The sequence below is a fragment of the Paenibacillus salivarius genome (assembly GCF_051307165.1).
Taxonomy (GTDB): Bacteria; Bacillota; Bacilli; order Paenibacillales; family Paenibacillaceae; genus Fontibacillus.
In genome coordinates, this window is sequence record NZ_CP195592.1 from 4727263 (window position 1) to 4750059 (window position 22797).

General features: G+C 53.1%; 18 protein-coding genes. 1 reads left to right on the forward strand and 17 read right to left on the reverse strand.

Annotated elements, in window-relative coordinates; all coding sequences use genetic code 11:
* Positions 1 to 3: 3 nt before the first annotated feature.
* The 15 genes from ACSFXJ_RS21965 to ACSFXJ_RS22035 form a co-directional block, all read right to left on the reverse strand.
* Positions 4 to 726 (reverse strand): hypothetical protein, encoded by a 723-nt coding sequence (locus ACSFXJ_RS21965; RefSeq protein ID WP_435922465.1) that lies wholly within the window; start codon positions 724 to 726, stop codon positions 4 to 6.
* The gene (locus ACSFXJ_RS21970) at positions 710 to 2899 is read right to left on the reverse strand and encodes a hypothetical protein (protein ID WP_435922466.1); all 2190 of its coding nucleotides are present in this window, start codon (positions 2897 to 2899) and stop codon (positions 710 to 712) included. Before ACSFXJ_RS21970 ends, ACSFXJ_RS21965 begins: the two co-directional genes overlap by 17 nt.
* Positions 2896 to 3780: an ABC transporter ATP-binding protein gene (locus ACSFXJ_RS21975; RefSeq protein ID WP_435922467.1), complete on the reverse strand. Its 885-nt coding sequence runs from the start codon at positions 3778 to 3780 to the stop codon at positions 2896 to 2898. Before ACSFXJ_RS21975 ends, ACSFXJ_RS21970 begins: the two co-directional genes overlap by 4 nt.
* A gap of 822 nt (positions 3781 to 4602) precedes the next feature.
* Positions 4603 to 5280, reverse strand: a complete 678-nt coding sequence (gene deoC, locus ACSFXJ_RS21980; RefSeq protein WP_435922468.1) for a deoxyribose-phosphate aldolase — start codon at positions 5278 to 5280, stop codon at positions 4603 to 4605.
* A 30-nt stretch (positions 5281 to 5310) separates the two neighbouring features.
* Complete coding sequence (def, locus tag ACSFXJ_RS21985) at positions 5311 to 5892, reverse strand: peptide deformylase (protein ID WP_435922469.1); 582 nt, start codon at positions 5890 to 5892, stop codon at positions 5311 to 5313.
* A 97-nt stretch (positions 5893 to 5989) separates the two neighbouring features.
* A complete protein-coding gene (locus ACSFXJ_RS21990) occupies positions 5990 to 6349 on the reverse strand; it encodes a hypothetical protein (RefSeq protein ID WP_435922470.1) in 360 nt (119 codons plus the stop codon).
* 104 nt (positions 6350 to 6453) lie between these two features.
* Positions 6454 to 7200, reverse strand: a complete 747-nt coding sequence (locus ACSFXJ_RS21995; RefSeq protein ID WP_435922471.1) for a sulfite exporter TauE/SafE family protein — start codon at positions 7198 to 7200, stop codon at positions 6454 to 6456.
* Between the two features lie 67 nt (positions 7201 to 7267).
* Positions 7268 to 10816 (reverse strand): glycosyl hydrolase 53 family protein, encoded by a 3549-nt coding sequence (locus ACSFXJ_RS22000; RefSeq protein ID WP_435922472.1) that lies wholly within the window; start codon positions 10814 to 10816, stop codon positions 7268 to 7270.
* Positions 10817 to 10828: 12 nt separating this feature from the next.
* On the reverse strand, positions 10829 to 12898 hold the full coding sequence (locus ACSFXJ_RS22005) for a beta-galactosidase (protein WP_435922473.1): 2070 nt from the start codon (positions 12896 to 12898) through the stop codon (positions 10829 to 10831).
* 75 nt (positions 12899 to 12973) lie between these two features.
* On the reverse strand, positions 12974 to 14548 hold the full coding sequence (locus ACSFXJ_RS22010) for an ABC transporter substrate-binding protein (RefSeq protein ID WP_435922474.1): 1575 nt from the start codon (positions 14546 to 14548) through the stop codon (positions 12974 to 12976).
* 60 nt (positions 14549 to 14608) lie between these two features.
* A complete protein-coding gene (locus tag ACSFXJ_RS22015; protein ID WP_435925833.1) occupies positions 14609 to 15460 on the reverse strand; it encodes a carbohydrate ABC transporter permease in 852 nt (283 codons plus the stop codon).
* Positions 15461 to 15571: 111 nt separating this feature from the next.
* Positions 15572 to 16492, reverse strand: a complete 921-nt coding sequence (locus tag ACSFXJ_RS22020) for an ABC transporter permease (protein ID WP_435922475.1) — start codon at positions 16490 to 16492, stop codon at positions 15572 to 15574.
* Between the two features lie 202 nt (positions 16493 to 16694).
* Positions 16695 to 18281, reverse strand: a complete 1587-nt coding sequence (locus ACSFXJ_RS22025; RefSeq protein WP_435922476.1) for a response regulator — start codon at positions 18279 to 18281, stop codon at positions 16695 to 16697.
* 106 nt (positions 18282 to 18387) lie between these two features.
* Complete coding sequence (locus tag ACSFXJ_RS22030; RefSeq protein WP_435922477.1) at positions 18388 to 20100, reverse strand: sensor histidine kinase; 1713 nt, start codon at positions 20098 to 20100, stop codon at positions 18388 to 18390.
* 105 nt (positions 20101 to 20205) lie between these two features.
* Positions 20206 to 20466, reverse strand: coding sequence for a YqkE family protein (locus tag ACSFXJ_RS22035; RefSeq protein WP_435922478.1), 261 nt, complete (start codon positions 20464 to 20466; stop codon positions 20206 to 20208).
* Positions 20467 to 20598: 132 nt separating this feature from the next.
* Here ACSFXJ_RS22035 and ACSFXJ_RS22040 point away from each other — a divergent pair, with 132 nt between their 5' ends.
* A complete protein-coding gene (locus ACSFXJ_RS22040) occupies positions 20599 to 21168 on the forward strand; it encodes a type II toxin-antitoxin system PemK/MazF family toxin (protein ID WP_435922479.1) in 570 nt (189 codons plus the stop codon).
* Positions 21169 to 21440: 272 nt separating this feature from the next.
* Here the strand turns inward: ACSFXJ_RS22040 and ACSFXJ_RS22045 are convergent, their stop codons facing one another.
* Together ACSFXJ_RS22045 and ACSFXJ_RS22050 are read right to left on the reverse strand one after the other, a co-directional pair.
* Complete coding sequence (locus ACSFXJ_RS22045) at positions 21441 to 22010, reverse strand: WHG domain-containing protein (protein WP_435922480.1); 570 nt, start codon at positions 22008 to 22010, stop codon at positions 21441 to 21443.
* Positions 21988 to 22752, reverse strand: a complete 765-nt coding sequence (locus ACSFXJ_RS22050; RefSeq protein WP_435922481.1) for an MBL fold metallo-hydrolase — start codon at positions 22750 to 22752, stop codon at positions 21988 to 21990. Before ACSFXJ_RS22050 ends, ACSFXJ_RS22045 begins: the two co-directional genes overlap by 23 nt.
* Between the last annotated feature and the right edge of the window lie 45 nt (positions 22753 to 22797).

The following is a 22797-nucleotide window of genomic DNA, read 5'->3' on the forward strand; positions in this document are numbered from 1 at the left end:
TCTTTATTCTTCTTCCTCCATAATCCATCGTTCCCTGCGGCCGATCAGCCAAACCGAGCCGCCCAGAAACGCGGCGGCCGCCGCAAGCAGCACTCCCCGGTTGAGGGGAAAAGAAGCGCCTTCCGGGAGAAACGAAGCGTAAAGCGTCCATCCGGACAACCATTCCCCTCCGCTAACCGTGTCGAGCGTCCATAACGAAAATCCGAGCGCGAGTCCGCCGTACGTTTTACGGAATAATACCATACCGAGCAGCGTAACCGAAGCCAGGAGCATGAACGCCGGCATCGATTGCAGCAAGAGCGGAATGATGCCCGTGCTCCTTTTGATGCCTTCCGCTCCGTTCCACGGGTACATCAACGTCGAGATCCCGCCGAATTTGAGGATATAAACCGCCATCAAACCGCTATGAAACAGGGATGCGTAAATCAGCGCAAACACCCATTTCCGCACGGCGATCAGCCGGAGAGAAACGGGGTAGGTCGCTATCATTTCCATGCTTCCTCCGCCGATTTCACGTTGGAAGAGCAGCAAGGTCAGCATGATCACGATCGGATACATCCCCATCTCCGAGTAATAATAAACGGTTCGCGGTCTGGCTGGGTCCCCGGTCAGCATGCTGACCACAAAAATACCGAACAACACCAACGCCAGCAATGTCACGGGTTGCTTTTGGACTTTGAAATCAAAAAACGCCCCGCGACGGATTTGCTCAATGGCCGTTTTCATCGCCAAACACCTTCTTCCATTCGCGTTCCCATTCCGAATACGGAATTTTGTCCTCTTCCGAGCTTGCCGATGCCGTGTCCTCGATTTCTAAACCTTTTTTATAGAAAATATTCAGTACTTCCTTGACCTGCTCGTCCTTGCCTTCATCGATCGCCTTCGCCACTTGAGCAGTCATCCTTTTGCCCAATTGATCCGGATCGTTCTCGCTGTTCCCGGAATAAAGCTCCTGAAGCAAATAGTAGTCGCCCGCCCCTTCCATAATCTGCTGGTCGCTGTAGCCCTTTTCTTCCCGGAAGTACAAGTACCACATCAATCCGCGCAGTTGCAGGCGAACGTCCTCATTAACATGTTCAACCATATAGTCGCCTCTCCGGCTGCCAAGGAGCATTTGGTTCATGGCCATTTTGGCCGCATATCCCGAATCGGAGTCATAATTCATGACATAAGCCCGGTTTTCGAAGTTGTATTGAATATAGCCTTCCGTCGGAAGAAGCAGGATTTGCCATGGCCCCGGATCAAAATGATCCACCCATCCCGCAAAATAACCGTAAAGCAATTTCCACTGCTCCAGTATACTTTTTGCATGTTTGACATAATAGGGAGCTGCCACTATACGTCCAGGAAAATCAGGCAGGGCCATCTCCTTGTACTTGCCTCCGAACAAGGTCAGGCTATCCTTCGCCTCTCCTTCAAAAACCTGGGTTCCCTCTTCTCCGCCGGATATCGGTAAGCTCGTATAAACCGGCTGTTCAAAGCCTTCGGCGCTCAATTTAAACCGGGTCGCACGAGATTCCAGCGGAGAAAAAACCGACCCCAGTACGATGCCGGAGCGATCGGTCGACTCCTTGACATAGACCGGCTGATAGCCGATCAAGGGATACCATGCTATATAACCCGGAAGAAAGACGCTGCTTCCCTTGGCAAAAGCATAGTATGATCCTTCTCCCGAGAATCCCGGCGCATAGTCGGCCATGCTTCCGTCATACCGGATTTCAAGCTGCAGCGGTTCTTCCGCTTTCGGCGTCTCAGGTTGGGAGATAGAAATGAGCAGTTGGTCGCCTTTTCTCGTAAATTCCGCTTTCCGGTCGGCAACGAGAATGCTTCGGACGGTGAAGGCGCGGTTGAGCGTCATCTTCAATTTCTGGTCCGTTTTTAGGCCCTCTCCCGTAACGGCAAGCTTCGCCAGGATCTCCAGCTTGTCGTTCTTTTTCTTTGATATGCGGATATCATAACTTGTAACGCTAAACCGTTTCGCGGTTTCTAAATCCGGGGACACCTTGTCGATCGTTTGAAGGGTCGGGTCGTTCAGCTTCGCTTGGTACCCCTCGTAACGTTCCTGCCACATCCGCCCGTAAGGCACAAAAGCCAAAACCGCAAGCAGAACGGCCATTGCGCCCGCCGTCCAAACGGCCATTTTTCGTTTCGTCGGACGGATCCGGTTCAAAACGGTGACTCCCGCCACAAGAAGCAGCAACGTAAAGGACAGCACGAACAAGCGGGAGAACAGCAGTTCATCCGCGATGACGTCAAATCCCCAAGTATCGCGGGGCTGCCCGCCCATGAGAAACAATTGGCTTAAATGAAAGGTGCGGAGCGGATATAACCCGGCTTTATCGATTAGGAAAATATCCATAAAAAACGTGCCGAACATCCAGCCGCAAAATCCGATCAAATAAACGACCCGGTTCGGAATCGCAATCGCAAGCAGCATGGCGAGAGCCAATGTCACCATATATGAAATTTCATACGTTAAGGCAAAATAGCCAGAATACTCCCGCGTGATCTCCCATTCAACGCCCCGCTGCCCCGAAAACCAGGCAAAGACGGATGCCGCTACAAGTGTGAACAGGGAAAAGTACAGCAACCCGGCCAGGTACTTTGCAGCCACTTTCGTGCCGAAAGAAACCGGCAACACCGAGCTCCATTCATAGGAAGGACGGCGGATGTCCCGGCGTACCGTCAAAATGCCGAGAAGCATGACAAGTCCCAGCGTCATGGTCTGCACGAAAGCATGGAATGAATAGGCCTCGGCGAAAAGATTCCGTTCAGCGTCTACTCCCCCGATATTCCAAATATTCAGGACCGCAAACAGTACCGGCAAGGCAAGCAGCCAGGGATTGCGAAAAATCATTCTGAGCTCGAAACGCAGTTGGCACATCCATTTCATGATCACTGGAATGCACCCGCCTTATCTCCGCTCCTCAGCAAGGCCAGATAGCCGTCCTCCAGCGTCGGCCGGACCTGAACGGCGTCCGAACCGGCCGGTGGCGCGTCGCCGATAACGCGGCATAGTAATCCCTGTTCCGTGCGCCGCGTGGATACCACGGACATCGGATCCAACCGGGCAAACTGATCCTCGCCCACGATGCCCTCCCACACTTGGCCCTGCCCGAAATCCCTAAGCTCGGCCAAATCGCCCGACATTTTGACGCGGCCGCGGTCGAGCACGGCGATTTGGCGGCAGTTGCTCTCGATATCCCCCACAATGTGGGTCGATAGAAGCACGATCCGGCCCAGACTGAACCGGGTCAGCAGATTGCGGAACCGGACGCGTTCCTCCGGATCAAGGCCGGCCGTCGGCTCGTCGACGATCAGCACCTGCGGGGAGCCGAGCAGCGCCTGGGCGATGCCGAGGCGGCGCTTCATGCCTCCCGAGTATGCCTTCACTTTTTTACCGGCCTGATCCTGCAAATTGACCTCTTCGAGCAGCCGGCCGATTTCCGCCTTCCGCCGTTTCGGGTCGTTCATCCCCTTCATCGCCCCGACATAGTCCAAATATTCCGCGCCCGTCAGCCCCGGATATACCTGAAACTGCTGGGGCAGGTAACCGATCATTTCCCGGATGTCCTCGGCTTTATGCAAGGGGATTCCGTTAATCGTCGCCTCACCCGATGTCGGAGCGACCAGCGTCGCCAGGATGCGCATCAAAGACGACTTTCCCGCCCCGTTCGGGCCGAGCAAGCCCACCATGCCTTCATTCAGCGTCAGGGTGACGTCCTTTAGTGCCCACCCTCCACGCCGGTACTTTTTGGATAATTGGTTGATCTGTATCATAAACATCCTCATTCCCTGTCGATATTTTCGATAACTCCGCGCGGTTCGTATCTGTACCTGTAACGGAAGGGAGGCGAAAAAAGTTGAACTTGCGGAAAAATTCAAAAATATGGAGGAGGAAAGTGGTTATGGGGCTCCCCATCAACTACGGTCGATTCGATTTGCCGATTTCATCACGCCGGCATGTTGCCGGATCAACCGCCTATGTTGCATTTTATACAACAATTTCCCTTCTAAAGGCTACCTTATTGGCCCAATGTTGCATTTTATACAGTATTTTAAACGGAAAACGGTAAAAATGCCGGAAATGGACGGAGAAAACTGTAAAATATACAACATTATCTTACAGAGCGCTTATTTGGGCCCAAAATGTTGTATAAAGTGCAACATCTGCTGCGTAGGAAAGTGGTAAAAGGTGTGGGATTGGGATGTTGGGGGCTTAGTGCCGAGGAGTCGGCGCTGGGGTGTATGGTGTATAGTGTGCGGTGTACGGTGTGCGGTGTACGGTGTGCGGTGTACGGTGTGCGGTGTACGGTGTGCGGTGTACGGTGTGCGGTGCGCAGTAGGTGGTGTATCGTGTGCGGTGTATCGTGTGCGGTGTGCCATATGCGGAGTGTAATGCGGTGCGTGGTGCCTGTGGTGCGCGGTGTTCTGTGTGTGTGTGGTGTGCAATATGCGGAGTGTAATGCGGTGTGCGGTGTGCGGTGTGTCTAGATTGCCGGGGCACCTGGTTGAACTGATCCGATCCCGCATCGGAGGAGACATTACCACAAAAATAGACCCGGCCATCGGCCAGGTCTTTCCGCTCTTGCTGTTCAGTCCTTAATAGTCGCTTCTGCTGCTCAGTCCTTGAGCGATGGCCACGCCGGCGCTCGTGCCGAGCCGGGTCGCTCCGGCCGCCATCATCGCTTCCGCGTCGGCAAGGCTGCGAACGCCGCCGGACGCCTTGACTCCGATGCCGGGTCCGACCGTTTTCGCCATCAACGCGACCGCTTCAACCGTTGCGCCGCCCGTGGAAAACCCGGTCGATGTTTTGACGAAATCGACTCCCGCCGAAACCGCAAGCCGGCAAGCGCGGACGATCTCCTCCTCGGTTAGGAGGCAGGTTTCCAAAATGACCTTGACCAGCGCTTTGCCCGACGCGCTCTCCACGACGCCGACCATGTCCCGGACGACGGCTTCGTCGTCCCCATCCTTCAATGCGCCGATATTGATGACCATGTCCACTTCCGTCGCTCCGTCACGGATGGCCTGGACCGTTTCCAATGCTTTCACTTCAGGCGCGGACGCTCCCAGCGGAAATCCGATAACGGTGCAAACTTTGACGTCCGGCGCTTCCTTCAGCGCTTCCGCCGCCGTTTTCACCCAGTACGGATTGACGCACACCGAAGCAAAACCGTATTCCTTCGCTTCCGCCGCCAGTTTGAGAATCGCTTCTTTTCCCACATCCGCCTTCAAAAGCGTATGGTCGATCCGGCTCAATACAGACTTGGCACTCATGATGATTCCTCCAATTTCGATTTTTACGGTTTAATATAAACTGGAAATTTGAACTCCCGAAGGAAGCTTGAACGGATGCTCCTTATTGATCCGGTCATAGAACATGATCCCGTTCAAATGATCTAGCTCATGCTGCATCACGATCGCGTCGAAGCCCTTGAAGCGCAGTTTCAGTTCTTTCCCTTCCGCATCGTATGCCGAGATTTGCACCTTCTCGTAACGAGGTACAAAGCCTTGAACGACGCGGTCCACCGACAGGCATCCCTCGCTCTCCGGCAAATACACCATCGCCGCCGAATGGCTGACGATTTTCGGATTGAACAGGGCGATTTCCCGGTCATTCCCCTGATCATCCGTCAAAAGGGCGGCAAACATCCGCTTGTTGAGTCCGATCTGGTTCGCGGACAGTCCCACTCCGGCGCGAAGCTTATACTTTTGGGACAATTCCGGATCCTGGCTGTTTTTTAAAAAAAGCAGCATGGACGCCATTTCCTCGCGGTCTTCCTTTGTCGGCGGAATGCTTACCGGTTCCGTCACAACCCTGAGGATGGGATCCCCTTCCCGAACGATATCATCCATCGTAATAATATAATCGCTTGTAAATTTACTCATGAGTCTAACCTTTCATCCACCTTTTTATATAATCCAATTCCGAACAATTGCCTAAAGACCAGCATCAGCGTAGCATGACGCCGATACAATGTCAAAATCAGCGCCGGATCTTCATGCCCCAGACGCTATCCTTCCTGAACGAAGCGGATTCCCGCAGCTTTTCCAGCCGATCGTCCTCCGGAACATGCTTCTCCAAAAAGAGGACAAACGCCTCGCGAAGCCCGATCGCTTCATCCAATTTGTTGAATTCGTTCGGGTGCTCTTCAAGCTCCTTCAACCGGGTTTCCCAAACGGCCAAATCCGAAGCTTCAGCACGCCCCTCCCGGGTACGCTCCGCCAAATCCGTGAGCTCCCGATATGCCGTTTTTATTTTTGGGGAATACCTCTGCTTGTGATTCAACCAGCCAAACAAGACAATGACGAGAATAAACAAAATCCATAACAGGATCGGATTCAAAATGTCACCCCACTGCATAGTCTCACTGTTGATTCAAGCCTAAGGTATCATAGCGGGAAAAATAAAGTCAAACGGCATTTTGGGAACCCGCCGACGCTTTGGTTTTATAACCCGATCAGGGTCGTCAATAAAGTCCAGCTCCCCGAGACGATAATCAATGCCAGCACCAGCTTTCTGAACAAAGTCTCCTCCAGCTTGCTCCCGGCCCATATGCCCAGCAGTACCCCGGCAACCATGGCGGGAATGGCCCAAAGCAACGTACCCGCTATCGCTCCGTCCAACACCCCGTTATAAAAATAGCTCATTAGGGTGACCGCATTCAAAATGAGGGCGTAAAACGTCAGATTTGCTTTAAAGGCCATTTTGTCGGTACCCTGGTTGGACAGAAATAACGCGACCGGAGGTCCGCTCATGGATATGCTCCCGTTCAACAGGCCGCTGGTCAGGCCGACCGTTACAAATCCGAGCTTTTCGTTTCGGACGGGAAACGTTTTTCCCGAAAGCATGACCGCGGAAAAAAGCACGATCAGCCCGCCGGCCGCTATTTTCAGCACCGCTTCATCCACATAATACAACAAGCTCGAACCGACCGGAGCCGCTGCGATTCCCGATAAGACGAGCAGCGCGATTTTCCGGACCGCCAAGTGCTTGTAACTGTTCAACAGGATGGCAATGTTCGTAAAAAAACTGAGGATCACAATCAGCGGAACCACCTGCCGGAGCGGAAGAAAAAGGGATAGCAGCGGAAGCGAAACAAGCGCAAAGCCGAAGCTGGTCACGCCTTGAATAAACCCGGCGAAAAAAATGACCAGGATGCCGAAAATGAGCCAAGGGTGTATTTCCATAAGCATATGTATTTTCCCCCAATATATTTAAGCCGGCATCATTAAATGCCGGCTTTTCTTTATTCTTGCAAGATTATTTGTTCAGCAAGCGGTAAACCGCCTGAGCCGCTTCGGCCCGGGTGAGCGAAGCTTTTGGAGCAAATCGCCCTTCCCCGCTGCCTTGGATCATGCCTGCGGATTGCGCGGACGTTACGGCTGCCGCCGCCCAATCGGAGATTTCGGCCGCATCCTTAAAAGTTCCGGAAGCCGCCGCATTTCCGGATGCCGTTCCGCCTGCGTATGCATAGGCATTCATCAGCATGACGGCCATCTCTTGGCGGGATATCGCCGCATTCGGATCGAATGCCATGCCGTCCTTGCCCTTGACGAGTCCCGCTTCATAAGCGGCGTCCACGGCATTCGCGTACCATGCCCCCTCCGGCACATCCTTGAATCCCGAAGCCGCCTTGGACTCGAGCTTCAACGCGCGGGCCAGCATGGCGACAAATTCGGCACGGGTGACGGCCCGCCCCGGCTCGAACACGCCGGACGCCGTCCCCGTAAGGATCTGTCTGGCCGCGAGTCCGCTCACCGCTTGGTTGGCCCAATGCGCATCGGCCACGTCGCCGAAACGCTTGTCGACTTCAAGCAAAGCGTATTGCCCGAACCGGGTAATTGGTGATGCGAATTGCCCGCTAACCCATTGACCGCCGGCATAAATTAATTTCCCCTCAGGAATAACAGAGTAAATCCCGGCAATGTTTTGATCGATTTCCCCGCTTGGCTTCAGGGTCACGGTAATCGGAGTTTCGAGTGTGCTTACCTCTTTCTCCGCTCCTCCGGAAGTGATCGAGAGCTTCAAATGATAGACCGGGCCTGCAATTTTAATATCCGTAAATTCATCCTGAACCGCAACCCGATTCAGCGCCTGTTTGAAGGTTTCTTCGGCCTGCCGGTCAAATTTCAGGGAAATGCTCCAATCCTGTATGCCCGCCGAGTTCATGCCCCCTGCGTCCTCACCCCATTTTTTCAGAAGTTCGGCAGGGATGGAAATGGATAAGGAGCCGTTCGTCACTTCAAGGGCGTTTCCGCCCAGGGTGGAGACTACTTTCCCGGGTACGTTCACTGTATTCGCGTCTGCCGGTACGTTAACCGTTACCGTTCCGGATACCGCCGGCTTCAGCTGGTCGGATGTAATGGTCACGACCTCTTGCGAAGCATTGGCGTGATCCTTGCCGCCGGTTCCCGCGGTTCCCGATGTCGACGGCGTCGAAGTCGAAGGTGCGGATGGGGTCGAAGGGTTCGTTGGCGTCGTCGGATTTGTCGGCTCCGCCGGTTCTGTCTCGTTTTGAATCAGCTCGATATCATCGATCCAACCCCAAACTTGGGCAGGCGCCTCCACCTTGAATCCGATGGTCAACCGGCCGTCGGTTACCTTGATATTTTCAACCGAATATTGCTTCCAGGCATTCCAGCCCGTATTTACCATATCCGTCTTTTGAACGGTGCCTGCCGAATCCTTGGCAAACAATTGCAGAACCGTATCGCCGCCTTGACCGGATGCCCAGGCTTTAAGCGTGTACGTTCCGTTCGGCAGACCGGTTACCGTCTGGGTCAATTCGTAAGCAAAATCCTGATCGTACCAGTAATTGAAACCATGGGTCCCGGAATGAACATCGGCCGCTTTTTCAACGACTTTACCGGCCCCGCTCGTTCCCGTCAATGTCCAATCGGTCAAATCCCCGGATTCGAAGCCGTGATTTTTGGCGTAGTTGACGTGTTTCAGTACCGTAACCTCAATTTTCGCCTTTTGAGTATAACCTGTAACCGTTCCTTCCACCGTAAATTTTCCTGGCTGATGGAGTCGATCCTCCGGAATCGCGTCCCATACAACGCTTGCCGGCTTGATCGTGCCTTCGTTATAAAGGACGTTTACCTTCGCTGGGAGCTCCGGCGTTTCTCCTTTGGAGACTGTCACCCCTACGGATGGATAAACGAGAATCGGCTGGACGTCGGGGATGCTTCCCGGAACATACCGGAACGCATCCAGGGAATCCAAGGCATTGCCCTCAAAATCGAACATGGCCTGATTTTCCCAGGCGTTGCCTTCCCCCGCTTTCCAGCCTACCTGCTGCAGCCAGGCCGGTTCCCAATAAAATGCCCCCAGGCCGTTATGCCCGTTGACGCTGGCAACCGTGTTGAATACCGTTTCGGTCACCAGCTTCTGATTTTCTACCGAAGCGGCAAATCCGACGAGGTCCGTCTCCGCCGGGCTGACGATATTCCCGTGGCCGTCCGCGTCGTCATACGTGTACGCGTAGGCGGTTTCGGCCACAATCACTTGTTTCCCGTAACGCGCAACCAGGTCGTTCATGTTGCTCTTCAAGTCCTGGAAGGTGCCGTGCCAATAAGGATAATAAGACAAACCGATAATATCGTAGTCGACGTTCCGTTTCTTCACTTCATCAAAGAATGCGCGAAACTTCCCGTTGTCGCCGCCTTCCGCCAAGTGCAGCATGATTTTCGTATCCTGTCCCTGCGGCGTCGTATCGCGAACCGCCCGGCTTCCCTCGCTCAGAAGTTCGGCAAGGTTATCGAAATTGGAGGTCGAGCCTTCAGGGAAAATCATTCCGTTGTTGATCTCGTTGCCGACCTGAACCATATCGGGATAAGCATTCAGATGATCCAGTTCGGTCAGCACCTCATAGGTGTAATCATAAACCGCCTGCTTCAAGCCCGCGAAGTCCAGGTTTGTCCATGCCGCCGGTTTTACCTGTTGGCCCGGATCCGCCCAGAAGTCGGAATAGTGAAAATCGAGCAGCAGCTTGAATCCGGCGTCTTTCACCCGCTTGGCCATCGCGACGGTGTGCGCCTTATCGTTATAATAGCCGCCAAGCCGGGGATCGGCCCCCGCCTGGACAGGTTCGTTCCACAACCGCAAACGGATGTAGTTCACGCCGTGATCCTTAAGAATCGTTAAAAGTCCCTTTTCTTGACCTTCGTCGTAAAACTTGACGCCCGCATCTTCAAGCGCCTGCAATGTGGAAATATCGGCGCCCTTGATAAATTGGGACGGATCGTAAGGCTGGGTGTTGGTGTCGGCCTTGACGAGCTCAAATTCATCGACGGATCCCCAGAAATCGTCAGTGCCGGCATCGACCGAAAAACCGATCGTCACTTCGCCGTTCACGACTTCTATGTCGGTAACCGAATACTGTTTCCATTGAGCCCAGCCGTCATTGACAATATCAACGCTGAAATTCCGGTTTCCGCTTTCCGCAAACAGCTTAAGAACGGCATTTTCTTTCTCTCCTTGGGCCCAAGCCCGAAGTTCATATTTGCCGTCCGTAAGATTGCTTACTTTTTGCGAGAGCGTCACCTTGTAAGGATCTTGGTTCCAGTAATTAAAGGAATAGGTTCCTGCATAAACGTCTTGGGCCTTTACTCCCCCATACGTCGAATCCGTTACCGTCCATCCGGTCAGATCTCCGCTTTCGAAGCCCGGGTTGACCAAAGTAACCGGAATCGGCGAGGAGGCCGCCGCGGAAGCCCGCAAACCTCCCCCAAAAAACATATTGGGAACCGCCAATATGAAGATCAGAAATAGAATTGCTTTTTTCCGAACACTACCCGTAACCTTCATGATCATCCCCCATTATGCGCGTGCGCGCTTTAATACTATCGATCCGTGAAGAGGCAAATCTATCGTTCCGGCTTTCGGTTCCCCGCTCTCGAGCTCGACATACTCCCGAGCATCCAGAACCACGGACGCTTCCTTGCCGGAGAAATTCAGCAGGAATACATAATCATGCTCGCCGTCCGAACGGAGCTGTGCGGTTACGCCTTCCGGAAGCTTGACGTCCATCGCCCGCAGCACGCCGGCTTCATCGACAAGCTTACGGTACAGCTCATCATAGAATCCGTCTTCGCTGACGCGCGCCGCCAAATAATAGGCGCTCCCCCGGCCCCGCCGGTTAACGGTCAATGCCGGCTCCCCGGCATAGAAATCATCCCCGTAATTCGCAAGCACTTCCGCTCCCTCGGCATGAATCACTTCGCAAAGCTCGCGGATTTCGTAACTTCCTTCGATACCAAGCTGATTGCCGGCGTTCATCACGAGCGAATTGCGGTCGTGATCGTGAAGTCCGTCCATTTCTTCCGCCCAGATGCCGACCGTTTGACGAAGCGGCCCCGGGAACCCTCCAAGATAGCACAAATCGTTTTCGTCTACGACGCCGGACCAATACGTGACGAGAATCGTTCCCCCGTTTTCGACGAACCGATCCAAACGCTCGCCGGCCTCCTCGCGCAGCAAGTAAGCCATCGGCAGTACAATCAGCTTATATGGAGAAAAATCGTCGTTCGAGCCGATTACGTCCGTCGGCACCCCGTGCTTCCAGAGCGCGCGGTAATGCTGAACAACCGTTTGTTCGTAATGAAGTCCGCCATTGCGGGGTCCTTGGGCATCGTTCACCGCCCAGCGGTTATCCCAATCGAATACGATCGCCGCTTCCGCCGGGACATTCGTCCCGAGTACCTCGGTGATTTGCGACAAGGTCTTGCCCAGTTCGGAAACATCCTTGAATACGCGGGTATGCTCGTGGCCGACATGGTCGACGACCGCTCCGTGGAATTTTTCGCTGGACCCGCGGCTCTTCCGCCACTGGAAGTATTGAACCGTATCCGAACCGTGGGCAACCGCTTGCAAGGAAGACAGGCGATGCATCCGCGGCCGTTTCAGTTTGCTGACCGGCTGCCAGTTCGTCAGGCTCGGCGTGCTCTCCATCAGCATGAACGGCTTCTTTTTCAGCGTGCGGAAAATATCGTGATTGAACGCGAACCAGGAGGCGATCCCGATTTCCGTCTCCGCGTCATGCCAGGTCGGATAAGCGTCCCAGGAAATGACGTCGACCACCTTGGCAAATTCCCGGTAATCCAGCCCGTAAAACAAATCCATCATGTTGACCGTGCACGGCAGGTCCGGGTTGACCGCCTTCAAAGGCACGATTTCATGCTTATAGAAATCGATCGTCTGATCGGACACGAACCGGCGCCAGTCAAGGTTATGGCCGTGAACCATCGTTTCGCCGTGCGGGGCGGGCGATTCCACTTGGGACCAGGAGGTATACGTATGGCTCCAGAACGTCGTCCACCAAGCGCGGTTGAGGGCGTCGAGGCTTCCGTATTTGCGCTTCAGCCAGGAACGGAACGCCTCCTGGCAATAATCGCAATGGCATTCCCCGCCGTATTCGTTGGACACGTGCCAGCCGAGGACGGCCGGATGGTCAGAATACCGCTGGGCGAGCCTGCTGTTCATGAGCGCTACCTTCTCCCGGTATACTGGCGAAGAGAAGCAGTGATTATGACGCATGCCATGCAGGTTCCGGCGGCGGTTCGCTTCCACCCGCAGCACTTCCGGATATTTCTCGGACATCCAGGCCGGACGGGCTCCGCTCGGGGTCGCCAGCCAAACATAAATGCCGTTCGCCGCCAGGCGATCCAGGACTTGATCCAGCCAACCGAAATCGAATTTGCCTTCTTCCGGCTCCAAGGCCGCCCAGGAAAAAATCCCGACGGACATCACGTTGCAGTTCGCCAGCTTCATAAGCCGGATGTCTTCTTCCAGTACGGCCGGGTCATGCAGCCACTGCTCCGGATTGTAATCGGCCCCGTGCATAAATGCGGACAGTTTTGGACTAATCGGCGGGTATTTGTTTATTCTCATGTTGAATTCCTCCGTTTCCATTCACCTTATTTAAGAAAAATCGCCGGAGCCATGACTCCGGCGATCGAATTCCTTTTATTGCTGCGCCGCCAAGAAGGCGTCGATTTGGCTTTGAAGTTCTTGTTGAATCGTATCGATCCCCGCGGATTTCAATTGCTTGATCAGGTCCGCTTGACCTTTATCGAGGTCAGGAATCAGACCATATTCGAGAGGAATCGCGTAGCGAAGCATCACGTTGCCGACGTTGGAAACCTCGTTCTTCACTTTCGTATCGTCGAATACGAAGGTTTCCAGCGCGAAGTGATAAACTTTAGGTTCCCATTGCTTCAGAATGTCGTCCGCTTCCACCGGATAGGACGCATCTTTCCGGTTCAACGGCGAATTCCAGCCCCAGTTGGAGAAACCGGTATAGTTCGCGGAGCTCGGGCCTGCGGAATATCTGTCATCGCCAACCGGCTCGTAGTGCTTGCCGGAGATACCGTACATCGTCAAATCATGGATTTCCTTATCGTTTTGAAGCAAATCGATCAGCATCAAGGAACGTTCCACATTTTTGGATGTCGCATGGATCGCCATTCCGTTTTGCGTGGAAATCGCTCCGATTTTTTTGCTGTCCGGCGTCAAGTCCACGATTGCGCCTTCATATTCCGGCTTGTCGCGGCGCAGTTCCGCCAGATTCGCTCCCAGCGTGCCGAGCGTTTGGGCATAGGAACCGACCTTGCCCGCTTTCATGTCTTGCCATACGTCGTTTTTGTTGCTGACGATATTTTTCGACCAGGCTTTGTTGTCCGCCAGGTCCTTGTAATAGGTAAGCAGTTCTCTGAATTCCGGCGTATCGTATACGTTGAACAGTTGGGCCTTTTCGTCCGTCATCTTGTAAGCGAGCGGGAAGTTGTAATCGATCAGGTTCCAATCGTTTTTCTGTTCAAGCAAAATTTGATCGAGCTCATGCCATTTCCAGCCGTCGGCAGGTTTGGCGCCGAAGGCGCTCATGCCCTTTTCGTTCGCGCCTACGGTTTTCACGTAAGCCGCATATGTTTCGGGGCTGGTAACCGGCTCCAGATTGTATTTTTTGCGAAGGTCTTCGCGAATGATAACGACTTTATCGGTGACTTCCACGTTGTTGTTCGGTACCATGTAGAGCTTGCCGTCCACCTTGGCCTGGTCCCAGGATACTTGCGGCATCGCTTCCCAGGTTTGCGGCATGTATGTTTTCAGCATATCCTCCGTCAATTCCAGGAATCCGCCTTTGCGGGCCTGGTCATTATAGAAGGCCCAGTTCGCCGTGTAGGCGATATCGAAATCCTCATCCGCGGCAAACTTCAACGGATACTTTTGCGTCCAGTCGGCCCAGTCCAAAAACTCCGCTTCAACGGTCGCATTGATTTTTTCCTTCAGGAGCTCGTTCAGCTTCCCGAATACTTCATCGTAATCCGCCGGCTTGCCGCCGACCAGCAGCATTTTCAGCTTGACTTCCTGGGACAAGTCCACTCCGCCTTCACTCGTCGCGGCGGCGTTACTCGAACCCGCATTCGCGGATTTTTCTCCGGAAGCATTCTTTCCTCCGTTGCCTCCGCAAGCGCTCAACAAGGTCGACACGGCCAAAACCATGGCCAGCAGAAACATAAATCTTCTCTTCGGTTGTTTCATGACTCTTGCTTCCCCCTAATACATCATTTTTAATCTATCGATAACCAGGTTACCCTGAGGTCATCCTTTGACCGCACCGATCGTAAGCCCTTGCACGAAATAGCGTTGAATGAACGGGTAGGCCAGCAAAATCGGGCCGGTTGCCACAATCGTCATCGCCATTTTCAGGCTTTCCGTCGGCAAATTGACATTCACCACGGCGCCGGACGCCATCATCGCTTTACGCATGCCGTCCATATTGCCGAGCATCCGGTACAGATAGTACTGCAGAGGCATCAAATCTTCCTTCTGAATGAACAGAAGCGCGTTGTACCAGTCATTCCAGTAGGCCAGGGCGATAAAGAGCCCGATGGTGGCCAAAGCAGGCTTGGACAGCGGCAGAATGAACCGGACATAGATTTGGAAGTCCCCCGCCCCGTCGATCTTGGCGGACTCGATAATCGCTTCCGGAATGCTGCTCATGAATGACTTCATGACGATGATATAGAACACGTTCATCAGCATCGGAAGAATCAGGACCAGCAGCGTATCCTTCAGCTCGAGGTAGTTCACGATGAGCAAATACCACGGTACAAGCCCCCCGCTAAACAGGGTGGTGAAGAAAAAGAAGAAGGAAAACTTGTTTCTCCACTTGAAATCTTTCCGGGCCAGAACATAAGCCGTCATGGATGTAAGGAACAATCCGAGCAGCGTCCCGAGCAAGGTGACCGATATCGTCACCCCGTAAGCTTTAAGCATTTCGGCGGGATATTCGAACAAAATCTTGTAAGCTTCCGTGGAAAAGGCCGTCGGAAAAAGCTGAAATCCGTTTTCGATGATTTTGCTCTCCTCGGTTAACGAGGAAGAAACGACCAGCAAAAAAGGGAATATGCAAAACAGCGCCAGAATGGTCAAGGCCACATACCCGATCATTTCCAATAACAGCTTATCCTTAGATTTGGACTTGCGGGAAGCCGTCCGGACCCCCGGCCCCAGTTCCCCCGATGGAGTTGCAGTTGCGTTCATATCCGTTACCTCCGTTTATCAGAACAAAGCATGATCTTTGTCGTATTTGCGTACAGCATAGTTGGCAAGCATGATCGTTGCAAACCCGAGAACGGATTGGTAGAATCCGGCGGCAGCGGACATGCCGATTTCGTTGGACGTAATCAAGGTCCGGAACACGAAGGTGTCGATGACGTCTGTCGCCGAGAACAGCAGCCCGTTGTTGCCGACCATATTGTAGAACATCCCGAAGTCGCCCCGGAAAATGTTGCCGATCGCCAGCAGCACAAGGATTATGACCGTCGGCATCAGGTTAGGAATCGTAATTTTGCGAATTCGTTGAAAAATATTGGCTCCATCGATTTCGGCCGCTTCATACATCTCCGTATCGATGTTCGTAATGGCCGCCAGATACATCACCGTTCCGTAGCCCAGCGTTTTCCAAGCCGAGACGAGAACCAGAATGACCGGCCAATAAGCCGCCGTGTTATAAATATCGATTGATTCAATGCCGATTTTGTTCAACAGCATATTGATCGTTCCTACGTCGTAGTTGAACAGATTGTAAGCAATCGCCCCAACGACGACCCAGGAAATAAAATAAGGCAGGAACATGACCGTCTGGGTAATTTTCCGGAACCATTTGCCGGCAACCTCAAACAGCAGGATCGCCGCAAAAATTTGCAGGACGTTGTTGACGACGATAAACGCGATATTGTACAGCGCCGTATTTCTCGTCACGCGCCACGCGTCGCCCGAATCGAAGAAAAATTTGAAATTGTCCAACCCGTTCCAGGGACTTCCGAAGATTCCCCCGCTGTAGTTGAACTGCTTGAAAGCCAGAACGATTCCCCCCATCGGGATATACGCGAACAGAAGGAAAAACAATACGGCCGGAACCAACATCAGCAGCAGCGTTCTGTATTTCTTTACATCGCTCCAAAAGCCGTGGCCTCTCATCTAGCATCTCTACTCCCCTCTTAGTGTCTCTGCCTCCATTATAAGAGGGCCGCCTTAGTTCCGTGGATTCAGCCGGCCAACTAAAAGTAATACTTTTTCCACGATCGGGCGAAAAGACCGGGACAAAAAAACGGGACCTGCCGACAATACGGCAAATCCCGGCCACTTCCGGTTCGGATTTCCGGCCCGGCGGCTTCTACCTCTAAATTCTGTTCTTTTTTCGGTATTCGCCCGGCGTCATCCCCAGCGCTTGCTTGAACTGCCGGTTGAAATAGATAATATTTTTGTATCCCATACGCTCGGCGATTTCATATATTTTCAGCGTCGGGTCCGACAAAAGCTCGCACACCCGGTTCGTTCTTCGCTCATTGAGATAATCGCTGAAATGCATGCCGGTCTCCTCTTTGAACAAAAAGCCGAGGTAATTGGGCGTAAAATCAAACTGGGAGGCTACTTCCTTCAACGTAATCTTCTGTTCTTCCAAATTGCTCTCGACGTACTGCATAATTTCCTCGATCAGCTTGCGCTTTTGCCGCTGTTTCTTGACATAGAGCAGCTCGGACAGCTCGAAAAATCTTCTCCGCAACCAGGATTTGATATCATGAACGGTCTCGAACTGAAACAAAATGACCGGCTGGTAGGCGTCCCATTTCAACAGCTCGTACAAGCTTTCCCCCATTTGCCGCAAGTCCGCATGCAGCTTGGTCGTGATACGAAGGATCAAGTCGTAAACCTCGCTCTTCCGGCCGAGCGGCTGGCGCAGGTTGAACAGTTCCTCCAGGCAGTCATCCACGGCAACCAGATCATAATCCGTTATCGCCCGCAGCGTCTTTTCCAATATTCCATCCACGCTCGGGACGGGCAGGTGGCCGCCGGGCGCCCATTCGACCACATCCCAACGGATCAATCTGTCCTTCCCCAACAGCCATTTGACGCTCAATGCGGCCTGGGCTTGGTGATAGGACTCTCTCAGCTGCTCTTCGTCCCGCGCAGGCTTGCCGATCCCGGCAGTCACCGTAAAGGGAAAAGATAAACGCACGGCTTCGATCAAACCCTCCAGCAACACGGGAAAATCGCTTTCCGGTACCGAGGACAGCACCAGGCATCTCGTCTGTTGGCTTCTGAAAAATGCGCCCAGCATATTTTCCTCCACATACTGGCGGATAAAAGCGGTGAGCCTCTGAATCTGCTCCTGTTTTTCCTGCTCTCCAAGCTCGCCTATTTTCCATTCGACATCGTCGATCTCCACTAATGCGGCTACCGTTCCAAACCGGAGCAACGGCTCGAGAATGTCCGAGAGATGGTTCTCCACCTTGCCGGGAGACATTTCGTTCAACCAGCGGATCAGCAGTTCTTCGCCGACGAGCGACCAGGCCGCCGTGGCCGAACGCTTCGCCTCTCGCTCCCGTTCGACGGTTTCGCACAGCGCCTGCAGCGTCTCCTGAAGCTCCCCATCATCGACCGGTTTCAGCAAATAGCCCGCCGCGCCCAGTTCGATCGCCTTCTTGGCATATCCGAAATCCTCATGTCCGCTGATGAATACGATTTTGACCTGGGGATGGATTTCTCTGGCCCGCCGGGCAAACTCCATTCCGGACATGATCGGCATGCGGATATCCGACAAAATGATATCGATCCGTTCCTGCTCCAATATTTTGAGCGCGGCAAATCCGCTGTTCGCCGTCCCCGCCAAGCGAAGGGAATAATCCGATTCGCTTTGGAAAACGCGCCGTCGAAGCCATTCCAAGTCCACAGCTTCATCATCCACAAGTAAAATATTTATATCCATAAGTGCATTCCTCCGGATGCAATACTGATGCCGCAATATCTAATTTGAGCATAGCCTACCTCTACTGGTCCGAACATGGCGGTTTTCAATGAAAACCTATACTTTTTCACCGATTTGCTTCCGGCAGCCCTTCCTCGGGAATCACGATTCTGACCGTTGTCCCCGCGCCGTAAATGCTGCCGATGGAAATGCCGTATTTATCCCCGTATCTGAGTTTAATGCGCTCGTCCACGTTTTTTACGCCGTAACCCCCGGTCTGGCTTGGCGAGGACAGCAATTTCCTGACGGTTTCGGCCCGTATGCCGATCCCGTTATCAATCACTTTAAGCTCGATGCCTTCCGAAGTTCTTCGGCCGGTGATCCTGATCGCGATCGACTCGCCGAACCAGGCATGCTTAAACACGTTCTCCACGAACGGCTGCAATATCAGCTTCATGACCGGGACTTGGCTGATTTCATTCTCGATATCGACGTAAACCTTAAAACCGTTCGCGTATTTTACGCGTTGGATATCCAAATAAGTTTCGACTTGCCGGACCTCGTCCGCAAGAGTCGTGAACACTTTCCCCTGATTCAAGGTCAGCCTATAGAACCGGGACAACCCTTGAACCATTTCCGTCACCTTTTTCGTCTCGCCGAGATTGGCCAGACTGCTGATCGTCGACAGCGTGTTATACAGGAAATGCGGGTTGATTTGCGCCTGAAGAGCTTCCAATTCGGCCTGCTTTCGCTGCAGACCCTGGACATAGACGCTGTTGATCAACTCCTGAATATTGCCGGCCATGACGTTAAAGGCATCCGCAATGTGCACAAATTCATCATTGCCCGAAAAAGATATTCGCTTTTGGAAATTGCCATCCTGAAAGGAGCGTACCTGCCGCACGATCCTGGACATTCTTCTGCCCGAGATCCGTGCCACGACGGATCCGATGGCGGACATCCCGACAAAGCTGAGCGCACAAACGGCAAATATCGATTTTTGCAGTTTGGAGGTCTCCTTGGTGAGATAAGAGTACGGAACGAGCGTTTCGATCACAAAATCCGTTCCGGGAATCGCCTCCGAAAGGCTTAGATACGATTCCTCTCCCGCCCCGGGCTCGGCATTTCCCCGCTGGTAAAGCGTCTCCCCTTCGGAAGAGTTATCGATGAGACGCAGCGTAATGCCCTCCTCTACCGGAAAAGCGGCGAAATTGCCGAACAGGGCGTCCAAGGAGACCGTAATGCGCACGTATCCGATCACGGTTTTATAATCGCTGTACGACACCAGTCTGCGAATATGCGAAATGTTATCCAGCCGCTGATCCGTATCGATCTGCAGCCAAATGTTATCTTGTCTGGAATCCTTGTATTGCCGATACCATTCGCTATCCCGAATCTCATCCAGGGGCAGAATATAATAATCGCTGCCCTGGATCGGTTCATCCAGGTTATCTCCAGATACGAGATTCAGGTCACTGTTCAACGTGAATAGCATTAATCGGATGTCGTTGCCGAACAGTTTCAGGGGCGCCGTAATCTGAGGCACAAGTTCGTCCAGCATGACCAAATAGATATCGTACGGATCCCCTTTGGTTTGAAGCGCCCTTTGGAACGACAAGCTGCTGAACAGCGTATCCGACATCCGCTGGATTTCGTCCATTTGATACCTGATATTGTCGCGGGCCTGCTCCATGCCTGTCCGGATATTCGTCTCGGCCATCTCCGTCCGGGATTGAACAAGCATCGAATAGGAAATATAACCGATGATGACGTCCGTAATCAAAACGAGGAGCAAATAGGGAACCAGCATCTTATATGTAAACGGAATGTATTTTTTCATCGTGATCAGGAATCCTTATCTTGGGTTAGTTAGCGCTTTCAATCGAATTGGACAAAAAAACCGAGAAGCCCGCATCTTCCGCCGCGATCTCTCCCGGTTCATCCCTTACTTGAATTTATGCCAATCCAGTTTGCTCGTGTTCAGCAAATGCTCGAAATTGTTATCCAGCTTCTTTTGCTCTGCCTTGCGCGCTTCCTCGGCCTTGGTGCGCTCTTCTTCCCGGCGCCGGTCCTCTTCTTTCTTCAGTTCGGCGGCCTGGGCTTTCAGCTTGGCGATCGTGCTCTCACCGAGCAAATCTTTCAGCGTGGCGGGCTTATCCCCCGCAGCGGGAGCAGGATGGGAAGCATTTCTTTTCTTTTGTGCCATCTTTCCATTCACCTCGATTTCAAGCCTAAAGTATCACAGAGCAAAAAAAGTTGTCAACTTGTTTTAATTTGATGTAAAAATGTGTAATTCAGAGGTAGAACTGTTTACTAATGTCAACATGGAGGAGAACTCATGAATAATGATCGGGAACAGGATCTGAAGGAACGGAAAACGGAACGCCGCCCAAGCCATCCTCGAATCGAACAAGCGAAGCAGCGGAAAACGGAACAGATCCTTGCATGGATCCCGCTTAAGATCGAGATGGCCCATCATTGGATCGAACATGAAAAAACGCAAATGAAGCGGAACATGACGAGAGGAGCGGTCCACTTCTGCCATTTCGGGGAAAATATCGGATGCGAGCAAAATGAGGAGCGGCCGGTGGTCATCGTGTCCAATAATACCGTAAATTCTACGTCGGGCAATGTGCTGGTCGTCCCGCTCACCAAAAACCTGAAGGTCCGCACGGTGCCAAAAACGGGAGAACCGGTGCTGACCAAGGACGGAAAACCGATTCCGCGATTTCAAAGCCACTATTTTTTGTTTAAGAGCAAGTACGATTTCCTTGCCTTTGATTCGGCGGCCAAGACGGAGGAGACAACTTCGGTCAGCAAAATCCGCTTGAAGGAGCATTTGGGCAACCTGGATGAAGAAGATATCAACCGGTTGGAAAACCGGCTCAAATGGTCGTTCGGGCTTTAATGATTTAGGGGTTGACAATGCATAAGCGACAGGGTAGTATAAAAACAAAGAAATACTACGTCATCCACCTTGTCGTGGATAAACTCACACGTGCCTGCGTGTTATTGAGTCAAAGAGGAGCCTAGCGCTCCTTTTTTCCATTCTCCATCCGTTATAAAATGCTATGTCGCCCACCCTCGGTCGTGGGCAACTTCACCCCGCCGGGAGGCTCCCCGCGGGGTTTATATTTGCCCAAATGCCTCTTTGTTACCAATTACCCGCTGCAAGCATTTTTAACCAGATCTCCGCTTCAATCCGCGCAAAAAAAGCTGCAGGTTGAATGTCAGGCTCGCTTGCACATCCACCGGCATTCCGAATCCGCCTTGCCGTTCCAGCGTCGCAAAACCGTGGATAAGACTCCGTAGCCCCCGAACCGTATGAATCGCTTCTTCGTCCGAGAGCCTATAGGGTTCCAGGAGGGCAACGATAGAAGCAACAAGCCTTTGACTCGCTTCCTCCATCCGCCGGTCTTCCGTACCGGGAGCGAGCTGAATCAGTTCATACAACCCAGGATGCTCCCTAGCGTACCGAAGATAGGCATCGGCAAAAGCACGAACGGCATCTTCCCCTGCTTTGCCCTCCGTTGCCTTTTCAATCGACTCATTCAACCGGTTGAGCGCATGGACCGCGACCATGCTTCTCAGCTCGGCAAGGCCGCTTACATGATTGTATAGCGAAGGAGGGCGGATCCCCAGCCGCTGGGCAACGGAAGATATGGTGATCTCTTCGGCGCCTTGCTCATCCGCAATGGCTACGGCGGCTGAGAGTAACGATCCCGAATCAATGCCCGGTCTTCTCGGCATGCTTCTCATCCCCTTCCTGCGTAATGTCCCTTCTTCCGAGCTTGAGGTTGGCTTTCCTGATCGCATCCTCCATCGCCCGTCCGGGCTGCACGATCATGTTACCATGCCCGACGGCAAGCAGCGACGGCTTCAAAGCCGCCAGCTTGGCCGCGCTGTCCAGCGCGGCTTCCTTGTTCCATGTCGCCAATGCCGGAAACGGGAAGAAAGGGCGTAAATCCCCGCTGACAGCCGTTCCTCCCCGCGTTTGGAAAGCATCCCCCGCCACCAATGCTCCGCTGCGGGTGTCCAGCAACGAAATCGACCCGGGCGTATGTCCCGGCGAGGCAACCACGAGCAGCGAACCGACCCTGTCGCCTTCCGAGAGAAGAAGATCTGGCTTCGTCTTGACCTTCTTCGGGACGCCTCCGCGAATCTTCGTTTGCGGTTCTTCCGGATCAAGCGTGACATCTCCCGCAAGCAGCCTGGCATCTCTAGCGGAAATATGCACCCGGACTTCGGGAAGCCGGGATTTGAGCGCATCGAGCGCGCCTGTATGATCGTCATGTGCATGCGTGAGCACAATTCGGGTCAGCGCTTTGCCGGTTGCCTGTTCCACCGCCTTGATAATTCCGTCCGCACTGGAAGGGAGCGCGGCATCAATAAGGGTCACACCGTCTTCCTCTTCCACCAGATAGCAGTTTACCGGAAACACCCGGGGAAAAAATGAAACTTGTACGAGCTTGCCTTGACGAATCAACCGCATTATACCGCCTCCTCGTTTAACTAATACCATTAGTTAAATAATAAA